The sequence below is a fragment of the Egibacteraceae bacterium genome, assembly GCA_040905805.1.
Lineage (GTDB): Bacteria > Actinomycetota > Nitriliruptoria > Euzebyales > Egibacteraceae > DATLGH01.
Genome location: JBBDQS010000166.1, coordinates 35,354 through 48,905 on the forward strand (window position 1 = coordinate 35,354; position 13,552 = coordinate 48,905).

The window sequence follows — 13,552 nt, forward strand, 5'->3', positions numbered from 1 at the left end:
GCAGCGACCGCCCTGAGGATACTGAGACGTGAGTCGTCAGGCCTCGACGCGGAAGGTGAACTCCTCGATGACCGGGTTGGCGAGCAGGCGGTGGGCCATGTCGCCGACGCGCTCGTCGAGGTCGTCGCCGTCGGCCAGGTCCACCACGATGTGCTTGCCCACACGCACCGCGCGGACGTCGGTGACCCCCAGCGAGGGCAGCGCGCGCTCGATCGCCTGGCCCTGCGGGTCGAGGATCTCGTCCTTCAGCATCACGGCGATGTGCACGCGGGCCATGGCTAGCCCACCCACCGGTCGAAGGGTCGGCCGGTGAGCCGCTCGTAGACCTCGACGTAGCGGCCGCGGGTGCGGGCGACGACCTCGTCGGGCAGCTCCGGGCCGGGCGGGGTCTTGTCCCAGTCGACCGTCTCGAGCCAGTCGCGGACGATCTGCTTGTCGTAGGAGGCCTGCCCGCGGCCGGGCTCGTAGTCGTCGGCGGGCCAGAAGCGGCTGGAGTCGGGGGTCAGGACCTCGTCGCACAGGATGAGCTCGCCGTCGACGTAGCCGAACTCGAACTTGGTGTCGGCCAGCAGCACCCCGCAGGCCTCGGCGTGCTCGTGCGCCGCGCTGTACAGCGACAGGGTCAGGTCACGCAGGCGCGCGGCGGTGTCGGCACCCACGATCTCGGCGGCCTGCTCGAAGGTGATGTTCTCGTCGTGGCCGTCGGTGGCCTTGGTCGCCGGCGTGAAGATCGGCTCCGGCAGCCGGTCGGACTGGCGCAACCCCTGGGGGAGCGGGATGCCGCAGACGCGCCCGCCGGCCTGGTACTCCTTCCAGCCCGAGCCGGCGAGGTAGCCGCGCGCGACGCACTCCACGGGCAGCATGTCCGCGCGCCGGCACAGCATCGCCCGGCCGGTGAGCGCGTCGGCGTGGGGCCCCAGCACATCGGGGAACGCCGCCGGGTCGGTGGTCACCAGGTGGTTGGGCACGATGTCGGCCAGGTGGTCCAGCCAGAAGACCGTGATCCCGGTCAGCACCTTGCCCTTGTCGGGGATGGCCGTGGGCAGCACGACGTCGAAGGCGCTGATGCGGTCGGTCGCGACGAGCAGCAGGTCGCCATCCACGGCGTAGAGTTCACGGACCTTGCCGGAGCCGACGCGTTCGATCCCGGTGAGAGCGGAGAGGTCGTCCATGCCCGGCAGGTTACCGGATCGGCCCGGGGTCCCCGCCCCGGTTGCCCCGGCGGGTGTCGCGCGCCGCCAGCCCGCCCTCGTCCCCGGGCCGACCGCCAGCCCCGCCCCGGCGGCCCGCGAACGGTCCGCGTCCCCGGCGGTGCAGGGCCGCTCCGGTGGTGCGCACCGCCTGGGACAGGGTGGTCTCACCGCGGCGGGCCTCGAGCTGCTCGCCGAGACGGTCCAGTGCCCACGCGGCGACCGGCACCCCGACCGCGACGATCAGCCACCGGCGGAACTGCCGCGACGCGAATGCCCACATCGGTCTGCTCCTCCCTGGCGGCCGCGGGCGCGACCGGCCCGGATACACCCTCCCCCGGTGCGGGTAGGCACATGCCCATGAGCGACGAGGCGCCGGGCGGGGGCGGGTCGCGGGGGCGCACCACCGGTGACAGCCGCCGCCGCTGTGGGCATTGAAGGGCCAGCACTCGACGCAGGCGCTGGCCGACGCCGAGGCGGCGCTGTCCTTCGCGCAGGGTGTGTGGCAGCGGATCGTGGCCGCACACGAGGAGTCGGCCACGGAGGGGGTGGACGAGTGAGGGCCGAGGCTGTGCTCGAGCGCCGACGGGCCGAGCAGGAGCGGCTGCTGGCGAAGGCTCGGTCGTTCGTCGCGGCCGTTGCGGAACGCGTGCAGGTCCGGGCTGTGGTGGTGTTCGGCTCGGTCGCCCGCGGCGACTTCAACGAATCCAGTGACGTGGACGTCCTCGTCATCGCCGAGGGCCTGGCACGCGGGTACTGGGAGCGACTGGAGGCGATGGGAGACCCGCCCCCTGGGGTCGAGCCGATCGTGTGGACGCCGCAGGAGTGGCGTCACCAGCGCGACCGCGGAAACCCGATCGCGCTGGAGGCCGCCCGGGATGGGGTGTGGCTCGTCGCCGACGCGAACCTGAGCGGCCGCTGATGGCAACCTCGCCGGTACACCATCCCCGTGACCGGGTACGCACAGGCCCATGAGCGACCAGGTGCGCGTGCGGGTGCTCGCCGAAGGGCAGGTGCAGGGGGTGTTCTTCCGCGACTCGACCCGCCGGGAGGCCCAGCGCCTCGGCCTGACCGGCTGGGTGACCAACCGGCCCGACGGCCGGGTCGAGGCCGAGTTCCAGGGGCCCCGCGACGCCGTGGACCAGGCGGTGGCCTTCTGCCGGCAGGGTCCCGGCGAGGCGTCCGTGGAGGCCATCGACGTCGAGGACGTCGAGCGCGTCGACGACGAGTCCGGTTTCGTGATCGTGTGAGGCTCTCGAGCCCCGACAAGGTCCTCTGGCCCGAGGCCGGCGTCACCAAACGCGACCTGCACGACTACTACACGGCGGTGGCCGACCGGCTGCTGCCGCAGCTGGCGGGCCGGCCCCTGACCCTCAAGCGCCACAACGCCGGGGTGCACGCCGAGGGCTTCCTGCAGAAGAACCTGCCGGACTTTGCACCCGCCTCCATCGGGCGCTACCGGGTGTGGACCGAGACCTCCCAGCGGGAGGTCGCCTACGCGCTGGCCGACGATGTCACCGACCTGCAGTGGTTCGCCCAGCAGAACGCCGTCGAGCTCCATCCCTGGTTCTCCCGCGTGGACCGGCCCGACCGGGCCGACGTGCTGGCGTTCGACCTCGATCCCGGCGACGGCGGGCCAACGGTGACCCGGGCCGCCTGGTGGCTGCGGGCCGTGCTCGACGAGCTCGACCTGCCGAGCCTGGTCAAGACCAGCGGCAAACGCGGCCTGCACCTGTACGTCCCCGTGCAGCGGCGCTACACCTTCGGCGAGCTGCGGGGCTTCGGGCTGGCCGTCTCCCGGGCGTGCGCCGACCGCCACTCCGACGAGCTCACCGTCGAGATGCGCAAGGCCGACCGCGGCGAGCGCCTGTTGCTCGACTGGTCGCGGGCCGGGCCGGCCCAGACGCTGGCGGCCGCGTGGAGCCCCCGTGCCCACCCGGGCGCCACGGTGTCCATGCCCCTGGCGTGGGAGGAGGTCGACGAGGGCCTCGACCCGACGGCGTTCACGATCGCCACCGCCCTGCAGCGCCCCGACCACTGGGCCGCCCCGCCGCCGCCCCAGCGCATCGAGCGGGCGCGCGCCGCCCTCGCCGAGGCCGGCTACCCGGCGGCCGACCGCAGTCCCCGGGCCCGGACCACGCCCGACGCGCCCGCCGGGGAGCGGTAGGCTCGCCCGCGCACGCACCGCACCGGACCCGCGAGACCCAGGAGGCAGCACATGGCGGACCCCGTCGTCGGCATCGTGATGGGCAGCGACTCTGACCTGTCGGTCATGCGCCAGACGGTCGAGGCGCTCGAGGAGTTCGCGCTGCCCTGCGAGGTACGGGTGCTGTCGGCCCACCGCACCCCCGACGAGACCCTGGCGTGGTCACGGGGCGCCGCCGACCGTGGCCTGCAGGTGCTGATCGCGGGGGCCGGCATGGCCGCGCACCTGCCCGGGGTGATCGCCGCCGTGACGAGCCTGCCGGTGATCGGCGTGCCGATCTCGGGCCGCAACCTCGACGGGTTGGACTCGCTGCTCGCGATCGCGCAGATGCCGCCGGGGGTTCCGGTCGCCACCGTGGCCGTCGACGGCGCCCGCAACGCCGGGATCCTGGCGGCACGCATCCTCGGCGCCACCGACGAGGAGATCCGCGGACGGGTCGACGCCTTCCGCGAGCGCCTGGCGGATAAGGTCCGCGAACGCGACGTCGCCGTGCGGGGCGAGTTCGACCCCCAGGAGTCCCGCGGCTTCGGTTTCGGGTAGCGGCACGATGCGGATCAGGGTCGCCAGGCGGCCTGGTCCCCACCGCCTCCGGCCTATCCGGTTCGGTGCCGCCATGCCGTTACCGGCGTTGTGCCTCAACAGCTCAGCTCAAGCTGGACGCCGCGGAATCTGCTTCGTGGGCGGGGTGGTGCGAGGTCTTTCGCACCGTGGGGGTGCGCCAGACCCCTCGGCGGGTGCAGGGCCCGCCGGCCAGCGACACCGCCACCGCGAGCTGGCGTTCGGCTTCGGTCCCGGAGGGCTCCCTCCGAGACCAGACGGGAAGTCGCCGCTACTCGGGGTCGGGGTCGCCGAGGCGGCGGGCGGTCCAGATCCCGACGCCGGCGAGGGCTCCGGCGGTCAGCCCCGCAGCGGCGCGCAGGACGGGGTAGAACGCCCCGTCACGGCTGAACGCGTAGACGTCGCCGGCGTCGGCGAGGGCGCTGGCCTCGACCCATCCCCGCAGGGACGGGGAGGCCTTGCGGGCAGCCATCACGGTGCCGAGGCCGAGCGCGACGTCCCGCACGCCGGCCATCCGCCATGCGGTCAGGGCGTCTGGAGCGGCGTCCTCGGCGCGCAGGAAACGGCGGGTGGCGGCTCGGGGCGCGAGCAGCACGACGACGCCGATGGCGATGCGCACCTGGCCGATGAGGCGAGCGACCACCGACGGCTCCTCGTCGGCCAGGGACTGGGTCAGCGCGGGCAGGCGGGTGCGGAGGTGCAGGCTCACAGGTTCTCCAAGCGCTTGCGGACGGTGTCGTGGCGGTGGAGGAAGCCCTCGGGCGAGAACGCCCCCTCGGGCAGCTCGTAGCCCTGCTCGGCCAGTGTCTCACGGAAGGGCCTGCCGGTCTCCCACGTGCGCATCGCCGCGGCCTGGACGGTGGCGTAGGCGTCGTCGCGGGACAGACCGGTGTCCACCAGGGCGAGCAGCACCTGCGACGAGTAGACGAGCCCGCCGGTGGCCTCGAGGTTGGCGCGCATCCGGTCGGGGAACACGCGCAGGCCCTCGACCAGTCGCGTGGCCAGGTGCAGCTGGTAGTCGGTGGCGATCAGGGCGTCGGGCAGGATCACCCGCTCCGCCGATGAGTGGCTGATGTCGCGCTCGTGCCACAGCGCCACGTTCTCCAGCGCGGTCACCGCGTGGCCGCGGACGACGCGGGCGAGGCCGCAGATGCGCTCGGCCGTGATGGGGTTGCGCTTGTGGGGCATCGCCGAGGACCCCTTCTGGCCCTTGCCGAACGCCTCCTCGACCTCGCGGACCTCGGTGCGCTGCAGGTGGCGGACCTCCAGGCCGATCTGCTCCACGGATGCGGCCAGGACGGCCAGGGCGCAGACCAGCTCGGCGTGGCGGTCGCGGGCGACGACCTGGGTGGCCACGGGCTCGACACCGAGGCCGAGGCGCTCGCAGACGTAGGCCTCGACGGACGGGTCGATGTTGGAGTAGGTGCCCACGGCGCCCGAGATGGACCCGACGGCGACGGCGGTGCGCGCCGCCCGCAGCCGCGTCCGCCCGCGGTCCACGGCGAAGGCGAACTGGGCGAGCTTGTGCCCGAACGTCGTCGGCTCGGCGTGCACGCCGTGGGTGCGCCCGACGCAGACGGTCTCCCAGTGCTCCAGCGCCCGCCCCTTGCAGACGGCCACCAGCCGGTCGGCCTTGGCCAGCACCAGGTCGCAGGCACGCGCCAGCGTCGCGCCGAGCGCCGTGTCGAGCAGGTCCGACGACGTCATGCCGTAGTGCACCCAGCGGCTCGCGTCACCGTCGATGGTCTCGGCGAACGCGGAGAGGAAGGCGATGACGTCGTGGTTGGTCTCGGCCTCGATCTCCCGCACGCGCTCGGGGCTCGGCGATCGGCCGCGCCGGATCACTGCCAGGTCGGCGGCGGGGACTACGCCGAGCTCGGTGTGCGCCTCGCAGGCGAGCACCTCCACCTCGACCCAGGTGGCGAGCTTCGCCTCATCGGTGAACAGGGCGCCCATCTCGGGCAGCGTGTAGCGCGGGATCATGGGTGCAGCGTAGCGGGCCCCGTCGGGTGGCCTAGACCCGCCGGCGCAACGCGAACAACGCCGCGGCGAAGACCACGACACCCACCAGCGCCGCCATCGGCGGCCGCGGCCGTGGGTCTGCCGACATGACGTCCAGGGTCCCCGGGCCCGCGGCACTGGCCTGGTCGGGCACGGCCCCCCCCGCGGGGGGGGCCGCCCGGGCGCTGCCGTCGCTCTCGCGGGGCGCCGCCCGGGCGCCGCGGTCGCGCTCACGGGGCGCCACCTGGGGGGCCGGCACGTCGTCGTAGGCGATCATGTCGTCGAGCGCTTGCCCGCTGCGGGACTGCAACCGTGGCAGCGACGAGGACAATCGGGGCGTGGCCGGCTCGCCCGGTGCCGACTGCCCCGCGGACGCGACGTCATCGGCGCCTGGTGCCGCAGCATCGGCGGACGTGTCGCCGGCCGCCGCGCCCGGCGCGGGATCGTCGGACTCGCCGGACTCGCCGGAGGAGGGGTCGCCGGCGGACGCCCGGTCGGTCGGGGCGGGGCCCGCACCCGGCTGCGGCGTGGCCTGCGGTGACGGCTGCGGCGTGGCCTGCGGTGACGGCTGCGCGGTGACCTGCGGCTCGGGGGTGGGCTCCGGTTCCGGTTCCGGTTCCGGTTCCGGTTCCGGTTCCGGTTCGGGTTCTGGTTCGGGGACGACGACGGACACCGCCGGGGAGGTGGCGCGGCGTCGGGTTCCCGGCTCGGCGCCGGGGCGGGTGACCACGACGCGGTAGGAGTAGGTCCCCGGTGGGCGGTCGGGGTCGCGCAGGGTGATGTCCGCCCGGGACTCGCGGGCCGCAATGTGCGCGAAGTGCTCGCCGTCGGTGCTGCGCTGCACCTCGTAGCGGCCCTCCGGTGCCAGGGGCACGGGCACCCAGGCCACCTCGACCGTGTCGCCCTCCGCTGCGGCGCTCACCCTGGTGGGCAGGGGGTCGAGGTCGAGGACGACCGTGTGGCCGGTCCACGCGTCCTCGTCGCCGGCCCGTGCCTGGACCCGGGCCGGGCCGTTGGCGACCGCGGCCAGCCGCCGGGCCGACAGGCCCACCCGGTACGCGCCGGTGTCGGACGGCTCGGTCTGGCGCGCCTCGACGAGGGTCGTGTCGTCGCGCACCAGGCGTGCGGTCACGCCTTCGACCGGCGTGTCGGCGCGCACCACGACGGTCGGGGCGGCTCGCACCACGGCGTCCGCCTCCGGTGCCGTCACCCGGAGGGCGGGCTGCGCCGTCGCCGCGGCGGCCTGGCCGGCCGCGGGCAGCGCCCCGCCGGCCACCATGACCACGCCCACCAGCGCACCCACGACGGTGCGGGCACTGCGGGAGCGGGCACGCATGCGAAGTCCCAGCGGGAGGCGGTCAGCGGTCTGTGCCTAGGCTGCCCTATCCAGCCGGGTCCGGCACGACCCGCACCCCGGCGTGCCTGGCCGAGCGGACAGGTGCAGGGTGCATCCAGCGGAGGATCGCCTCCGCGAGCTCCGGCGATCCACGGGTCAGGATCCCATGGCGGTCGCTGCGCGACCGCCTCGCGCGGCACAGCGGAGGATCGCCTCCGCGAGCTCCGGCGATCCACGGGTCAGGATCCCATGGCGGTCGCTGCGCGACCGCCTCGCGCGGCACAGCGGAGGATCGCCTCCGCGAGCTCCGGCGATCCACGGGTCAGGCGGTGGGCTGCTGGCCGCGCCCGAAGACCAGCAGCACCCCGATGACGATCAGCAGCGCCCCGACGACCCGCCGGGCGTCCAGTGGGATCGTCCGGCCGGTGGCTCCCATCGCGTCGAGCCCCAGGCCAAGGAGCAGCTGCGCGCCGGTGACCACCGCCAGCGTGGTGGCGATCCCGAGCGGGGCGACCACCGCGCCGATCGAGGCGACGATGCCGACGGTGCACATCCCGACGAGCACCGCGTACGGCGCCACGCCGGCGGGCCACACCAGCGGCTGGCGGGCGACGAGCACGAGCACCGCGGCCACCGCCACCCCGAACAGCTGCGCCCAGAAGGCCGCCACCAGCGGGGTGATCTCGCGGGTCAGGGACGACAGGGCCGTGGCCTGCGTGGCCACGAGGACGCCGACGAACACCGCCAGCGCCGCGGCGATCGGCACGGTCATGGGATACCTCCTGGGTGACGGTCGAGGGGCGACCCTAGGGCACCGGGCCTGGCCTGACGCCGGGTGCGGGGTCCACCGCACCGCAGCGGTGGCCTCGACCCCACACCGGAGGGCCGGGGGGTCAGCGGGTCGGGTGGGCCGCGATGTCGGTGCGCCGGTGCGCACCCGCGAAGTCGATGTGGTCGGCGGCGCGGTAGGCGGTGGTCCGTGCCCGGTCGATGGTGGGACCGAGGCCCGACACGGCGAGGACCCGTCCCCCGGCGGTCAGCACCCGGTCGCCCTCGCGGCGCGTGCCGGCGTGGAACACGAGGGCGTCGGGCACGGCGGCGGCGGCGTCCAGGCCGGCGATCGGCTCGCCGGTCGCGTAGGGCCCCGGGTACCCGCCGGAGGCCAGGACCACCGTGACGCAGGCCTGCGGGCTCCACGACCAGGCGCCGGGGTCGCCGCCCGCGCCGGCGCAGGACGCCAGCAGGCGGGCGAGATCCCCCTCGAACCGGGGCAGGAGCACCTGGGCCTCGGGGTCACCGAAGCGGGCGTTGAACTCGAAGACCTTCGGTCCGTCGGCCGTGAGCATCAGACCGCCGTAGAGCACGCCGACGTAGGGGGTCCCGCGCCGGGCCAGCTCGTCGAGCGTGGGCTGGAAGATGCGCGCCACCACGGTCCGGGAAAGGTCGGCGTCGAAGGCCGGCACCGGCGAGTAGGCGCCCATGCCGCCCGTGTTCGGCCCCGCGTCGCCGTCGAACGCCCGCTTGAAGTCCTGGGCCTCGCCGAGCAGGTGGGCGCGCCCCCCACCGCAGACCACGAACACCGACAGCTCCTGCCCGTCGAGGAACTCCTCGATGACCAGCTGCGCCCCCGCCGCGCCGAACGCGCGGTCGACCAACGCGGCGTCGATGGCGGCCTCGGCCGCGGCGCGATCGGCGCAGACGCGCACGCCCTTGCCGGCCGCGAGGCCGTCGGCCTTGACGACGTAGGGCGCGGTGAACCCGTCGAGGGCCCGGCGGGCCTCGACGGGGTCGGTGCCGGTCCAGTAGCCGGCGGTCGGCACGCCCGCCGCGGCCATGACGTCCTTCGCGAACGACTTCGACCCCTCGATGCGGGCGGCCGCGGCGCTGGGCCCGAACACCGCGATCCCGGCAGCGGACAGCGCGTCGGCAACCCCGGCGACCAGCGGGCCCTCCGGACCGACCACGACGAGGTCGCACCCCTGCCCGCGGGCCAGGGCCACGACCGCGTCCGGGTCGGCGGGGTCCACCGTGCGCAGGTCGGCGACCGCGGCGATGCCGGCGTTGCCCGGCGCGCACAGCACCGCATCCACCGACGCCGAGCGCGCCAGCGACCAGCACAGCGCGTGCTCGCGTCCGCCCCCGCCGAGCACCAGGATCTTCACCGCCGCCTCCGGCGCCGGCAACCGTGGACCGTGGCCGGCGGGGTCACGCGCGTTCGAGCGTCTGGCGGCGTGCTGGGCCGACGGACACCCAGCGGATCGGCACCCCCGACAGCTCCTCGAGGCGGTCGACGTACGCCCGGGCCTCCTTCGGCAGGTCGGCGTACTCGGTGATCTCGGTGATGTCCACGGTCCAGCCGGGATGCTCCTCGTACAGCGGCTCGGCGTGGTGGAAGATCGACTGGTGGGGCGGGAAGTGGTCGTAGTCCTGGCCCTGGTAGCGGTAGGCGCGGCAGACCCGCAGGGTCTCGAACTCGCTCAGCACGTCGAGCTTGGTGAGGAAATGCTCGGTCAGGCCGTTGACGCGGGCGGCGTAGCGGGCGAGCACCGCGTCGAACCAGCCGACCCGCCGCCGCCGGCCGGTCGTCGTGCCGAACTCGTGGCCGACCCGGCCCAGGCGCTCGGCGACGTCGCCGTCCAGCTCGGTGGGGAAGGGCCCCGAGCCCACGCGGGTGACGTAGGCCTTGGTGATCCCGATCACCCGGTCGATGTCCTTCGGTCCCAGCCCGGCGCCGGTGAGTGCGCCGCCCGCCACCGGATTGGACGACGTGACGAACGGATAGGTGCCGTGGTCCAGGTCGAGCAGCGTGCCCTGGGCGCCCTCCAGCAGCACCGTCCTGCCGGCCTCCAGCGCGTCGTGCAGCAGCGCCATCGTGTCGGTGATGTAGGGGCGCAGCCGCTCGGCGTACACCGCGTACTCGGTCTCGATGTCGGCCGCGGTCATCGGCAGGCGGTTGTAGACCCGCGACAGGATCGCGTTCTTCTCCTTCAGCACGACGTCGAGCTTCTGACGGAAGATCTTCATGTCGTACAGGTCCTGCACCCGCAGCCCGACCCTGGCCGCCTTGTCGGCGTAGGTCGGCCCGATCCCGCGCTTGGTGGTGCCGAGCTTCTGGCGGCCGAGGTAGCGCTCGGTCACCCGGTCCAGCTCGCGGTGGTAGGGCATGACCAGGTGGGCGTTGCCGCTGATCTTCAGGCCCGAGACGTCGAGGCCCTGCGCGACGAGCTCGTCGAGCTCCTCCAGCAGCACCCCGGGGTCCAGCACCACCCCGTCGCCGATCACCGGCACCACGTCGGGGTACATCACGCCGCTGGGCACCAGGTGCAGCTTCAGGGTGCGGTCGCCGACGATGATCGTGTGGCCGGCGTTGTTGCCGCCCTGGTAGCGCACGACGAAGTCGACGTCGTCGGCGAGCAGGTCGGTGGCCTTGCCCTTGCCCTCGTCACCCCACTGCGTGCCGACCAGGATGAGCGCCGGCATCTACCGCTCCAGGCGGAAGCGGATGCGGACGTGGGTGTGGTACTCGTCGATGCGGTTGTCCGTCACCGTCGCGGATGTCTCGAGCACGTCGAAGCCCTCGATGCCCCGCAGGGTCTTGCCCGCCTCGTCGAGGGCCTTGGTGGCAGCGTCGCGCCAGGACTCGGTCGACACCCCCACGAGGTCGATGGTCTTGATGACGGCCATGCTGGTGGTCCCATCCTCGACGTCTGTCCGGTCCCCGACGATCGGGAATCCTACGCGGTGACCCACCGGGCGGCTAGCCGGGCGGCGCGTTCGGTAGGGTATGCGCTCAGTGCCTCGCGGCGGGAAGGACGCACAGACGATGAGCGCGACCACGGGGACGACCGACCGCATCGCCGAGCTGCTGGCCGGCGAGGCGGACACGCTCCTGCACCACAAGTCCTCGACGGTCGACGCGTCGCTGCTGCACCTGCCGGGGCCGGACTTCGTCGACCGGGTGCTGGCCGGCTCCGACCGCAGCCCACAGGTCATGCGCAGCCTGCAGTCCATGCTCGACCACGGGCGCCTCGGCGGGACGGGCTACCTGTCGATCCTGCCGGTCGACCAGGGCATCGAGCACTCGGGGGCGGCCAGCTTCGCGCCCAACCCGGCGTACTTCGACCCCGACAACATCCTGCGCCTCGGCCACGAGGCGGGCTGCAACGCTGTCGCGTCCACCATCGGTGTGCTCGGCGCGGTGAGCCGGCGGTGGGCGCACAAGATCCCCTTCATCGCTAAGCTCAACCACAACGAGCTGCTGACCTACCCCGTCAGCTACGACCAGATCGCCTTCGCCAGCCCGCGTCAGGCGTTCGACCTGGGGGCCGCCGGCGTCGGGGCGACCGTGTACTTCGGCAGCCAGGAGTCCAACCGCCAGATCATGGAGGTGAGCGAGGCCTTCGCCGAGGCGCACGAGCTCGGCATGTTCACCGTCCTCTGGTGCTACCTGCGCAACGCGGCGTTCAGCGTCGGGGGCACCGACTACCACGACGCCGCGGACCTGACCGGCCAGGCCAACCACCTCGGCGTGACGATCCAGGCCGACATCATCAAGCAGAAGATCCCCCAGTCCAACGGTGGCTACCGCGCGGTCGGCGACGGGTTCGGCAAGACCCACGACAAGGTCTACGCCGACCTCACGACCGACCACCCCATCGACCTGTGCCGCTACCAGGTGCTCAACTGCTTCAACGGGCGGTCCCCGCTGATCAACTCGGGTGGCGCGTCGTCGGGGTCCTCGGACATGGCCGAGGCGGTGCGCACCGCGGTCATCAACAAGCGGGCCGGCGGCATCGGGCTGATCAGCGGCCGCAAGACCTTCCAGCGCCCCCTCGACGAGGGCATCGCGCTCTTCCACGCCATCCAGGACGTCTATCTCTGCGACGAGGTCACCATCGCCTGACCCCTCCGGGACGGGCTGCGAGCCTCGCGGCTCGCGAGTGGTGCATCCCGGGGACCCTCACGTGGTGGGGTCGACAGCGTCGACGACGGCGGGGGCGATCGCGTCGGCCCAGAAGGCGTAGCCGACGGGGGACGGGTGGTAGCCGTCGGCGCTCATCGCGTCGGGCACCCCGCGGAAGCGGGGGCTGGCGTCGCCGGCGATGTCGACGTAGGCCACCCCGTGCGTCTCGCGGACGACCTCGGCCTGCGCGCTGCGCAGCGGCCGGGCGTAGGCCATCACCACCCAGCGCAGCGGCAGCGGCAGGCGATCCGCCCCGCCGAACAGCGGGATGCCGGCGAGCACGATGGGCGTCCCGGGGGCCGCCGCCCTGGTGGCCTCCAGCAGGTCGTCGGTGCGGCTGCGCAGCGTCCACGGCGGTGTGGCGTGCGTCACGTCGTTGGAGCCCACGACGATGACCACGGCGTCCGGTTCGGACTCGGCGATCAGGGGCACCTGCGTGTCGAACACGTCGGCGGTGCGCGCGCCCGAGACCGCGTGCCCGCGCACCGCGACCGACCGGTCCAGCTCGGCGGCGACCCGCTCGGCGATCTGCGTGGGCAGGGCCCCCGCCACGGTGGGCGCGCCGGTGCCCGCGGCCAGCGAGTCGCCGATCACGACCAGGCGCAGCGCACGCGCGTCGCCGGGGACCTCCACGCGGGCGCGCATCTCGTAGGTGGGCTCGAGGTCGGGGCGGTCGACCGTCGCGGCGTAGTAGACCTGCGCGGCGAGGAGCGCGACGGTGGCGGCGGGGACACCGACGGCCAGGCCGAGCGTGAGCCGTCCGCGTCTGGTCACCTGGCACCCCCGTGGTCGGTGAGGAAGCGGGTGACGGTCGTGAGGAGCTCGTCGGCGAGCAGCACGGAGCGGCGATCGCCGGGTACGGTCACCAGCCGCGCGTCGTGGAACAGCTGCGCCAGGCGGGGCGCGTGCTCGCGGCGCGCGTCGGCGGCGCCGACGCCGAGCAGGGCCGGGATGCGCAGGGCCGCCAGTCGCGGCGCCGCCGGCCACGCCGCGCGTTCGGCCCAGGTGGCCAGGGTCGGCAGGTGGTGGCGGCGGTCGGCGCGGGCTGCCGCGACCGCCTCGGCGGCCTCGGGGTGCCAGACGCGCGACGCCGGGTCGCGCAGCGCCGCGGCGATCTCGTCGCGCAGCGCCAGCCCGTCGCGGTCGTCGGCGCCGAGCAGCAGCAGCGATCCGACACCGGTGGTCCCCGACCCGGCCCGGGGACCGGCGCCGGGTCCGGCATCGCCCGTGTCCGGCCGGTCCGGGCGGTCCGGGCGGTCCGGGTCGGCCGTGCCAGCCGTGCCGGACGCCGCGGCGCG

18 protein-coding genes are annotated in these 13,552 nt (G+C 74.2%); 6 read left to right on the plus strand and 12 right to left on the minus strand.

Going from position 1 to position 13,552, the window contains the following annotated elements; translation table 11 throughout:
• Window positions 1-36: 36 nt before the first annotated feature.
• The 3 genes from purS to WD250_17805 are packed head-to-tail and all read right to left on the minus strand — an operon-like array spanning window position 37 to window position 1,473.
• Window positions 37-276 (minus strand): phosphoribosylformylglycinamidine synthase subunit PurS, encoded by a 240-nt coding sequence (purS, locus tag WD250_17795; GenBank protein ID MEX2622065.1) that lies wholly within the window; start codon window positions 274-276, stop codon window positions 37-39.
• 2 nt (window positions 277-278) lie between these two features.
• Window positions 279-1,172 carry a phosphoribosylaminoimidazolesuccinocarboxamide synthase gene (locus tag WD250_17800; GenBank protein MEX2622066.1) on the minus strand — a complete coding sequence of 298 codons (894 nt, stop codon included), beginning with the start codon at window positions 1,170-1,172 and terminating at the stop codon, window positions 279-281.
• 10 nt (window positions 1,173-1,182) lie between these two features.
• A complete protein-coding gene (locus WD250_17805; protein ID MEX2622067.1) occupies window positions 1,183-1,473 on the minus strand; it encodes a hypothetical protein in 291 nt (96 codons plus the stop codon).
• A gap of 151 nt (window positions 1,474-1,624) precedes the next feature.
• Here WD250_17805 and WD250_17810 point away from each other — a divergent pair, with 151 nt between their 5' ends.
• Genes WD250_17810 through purE form a run of 5 tightly spaced genes read left to right on the plus strand, consistent with a single transcriptional unit; the run spans window position 1,625 to window position 3,936 of the window.
• Window positions 1,625-1,750, plus strand: a complete 126-nt coding sequence (locus tag WD250_17810) for a hypothetical protein (protein ID MEX2622068.1) — start codon at window positions 1,625-1,627, stop codon at window positions 1,748-1,750.
• Window positions 1,747-2,112 (plus strand): nucleotidyltransferase domain-containing protein, encoded by a 366-nt coding sequence (locus tag WD250_17815; GenBank protein ID MEX2622069.1) that lies wholly within the window; start codon window positions 1,747-1,749, stop codon window positions 2,110-2,112. Before WD250_17810 ends, WD250_17815 begins: the two co-directional genes overlap by 4 nt.
• 49 nt (window positions 2,113-2,161) lie before the next feature.
• Window positions 2,162-2,440, plus strand: a complete 279-nt coding sequence (locus WD250_17820) for an acylphosphatase (protein MEX2622070.1) — start codon at window positions 2,162-2,164, stop codon at window positions 2,438-2,440.
• A complete protein-coding gene (gene ligD, locus WD250_17825; protein ID MEX2622071.1) occupies window positions 2,437-3,357 on the plus strand; it encodes a non-homologous end-joining DNA ligase in 921 nt (306 codons plus the stop codon). Before WD250_17820 ends, ligD begins: the two co-directional genes overlap by 4 nt.
• Before the next feature lie 51 nt (window positions 3,358-3,408).
• Window positions 3,409-3,936, plus strand: coding sequence for a 5-(carboxyamino)imidazole ribonucleotide mutase (gene purE, locus WD250_17830; protein MEX2622072.1), 528 nt, complete (start codon window positions 3,409-3,411; stop codon window positions 3,934-3,936).
• Between the two features lie 289 nt (window positions 3,937-4,225).
• On the opposite strand, the gene WD250_17835 is transcribed toward purE, so the two are convergent.
• The 7 genes from WD250_17835 to WD250_17865 form a co-directional block, all read right to left on the minus strand.
• Window positions 4,226-4,663 (minus strand): hypothetical protein, encoded by a 438-nt coding sequence (locus WD250_17835; protein MEX2622073.1) that lies wholly within the window; start codon window positions 4,661-4,663, stop codon window positions 4,226-4,228.
• A complete protein-coding gene (gene purB, locus WD250_17840; protein MEX2622074.1) occupies window positions 4,660-5,937 on the minus strand; it encodes an adenylosuccinate lyase in 1,278 nt (425 codons plus the stop codon). The genes WD250_17835 and purB overlap by 4 nt, the downstream gene beginning before the upstream one ends.
• Before the next feature lie 31 nt (window positions 5,938-5,968).
• A complete protein-coding gene (locus WD250_17845; protein ID MEX2622075.1) occupies window positions 5,969-7,291 on the minus strand; it encodes a hypothetical protein in 1,323 nt (440 codons plus the stop codon).
• Between the two features lie 322 nt (window positions 7,292-7,613).
• Window positions 7,614-8,063, minus strand: a complete 450-nt coding sequence (locus WD250_17850) for a DMT family transporter (protein MEX2622076.1) — start codon at window positions 8,061-8,063, stop codon at window positions 7,614-7,616.
• Between the two features lie 121 nt (window positions 8,064-8,184).
• A complete protein-coding gene (gene purD, locus WD250_17855; GenBank protein ID MEX2622077.1) occupies window positions 8,185-9,474 on the minus strand; it encodes a phosphoribosylamine--glycine ligase in 1,290 nt (429 codons plus the stop codon).
• Window positions 9,475-9,496: 22 nt separating this feature from the next.
• Window positions 9,497-10,771 (minus strand): adenylosuccinate synthase, encoded by a 1,275-nt coding sequence (locus tag WD250_17860; GenBank protein MEX2622078.1) that lies wholly within the window; start codon window positions 10,769-10,771, stop codon window positions 9,497-9,499.
• Window positions 10,772-10,975 carry a dodecin family protein gene (locus tag WD250_17865; protein MEX2622079.1) on the minus strand — a complete coding sequence of 68 codons (204 nt, stop codon included), beginning with the start codon at window positions 10,973-10,975 and terminating at the stop codon, window positions 10,772-10,774.
• Between the two features lie 139 nt (window positions 10,976-11,114).
• Between WD250_17865 and WD250_17870 the strand changes: the two genes are divergently transcribed.
• Window positions 11,115-12,194, plus strand: a complete 1,080-nt coding sequence (locus WD250_17870) for a class I fructose-bisphosphate aldolase (protein MEX2622080.1) — start codon at window positions 11,115-11,117, stop codon at window positions 12,192-12,194.
• A 57-nt stretch (window positions 12,195-12,251) separates the two neighbouring features.
• On the opposite strand, the gene WD250_17875 is transcribed toward WD250_17870, so the two are convergent.
• A complete protein-coding gene (locus tag WD250_17875; GenBank protein ID MEX2622081.1) occupies window positions 12,252-13,028 on the minus strand; it encodes an SGNH/GDSL hydrolase family protein in 777 nt (258 codons plus the stop codon).
• The coding region (locus WD250_17880) for a hypothetical protein (protein ID MEX2622082.1) at window positions 13,025-13,552 on the minus strand (528 nt) is incomplete at its 5' end. The genes WD250_17880 and WD250_17875, both read right to left, overlap by 4 nt.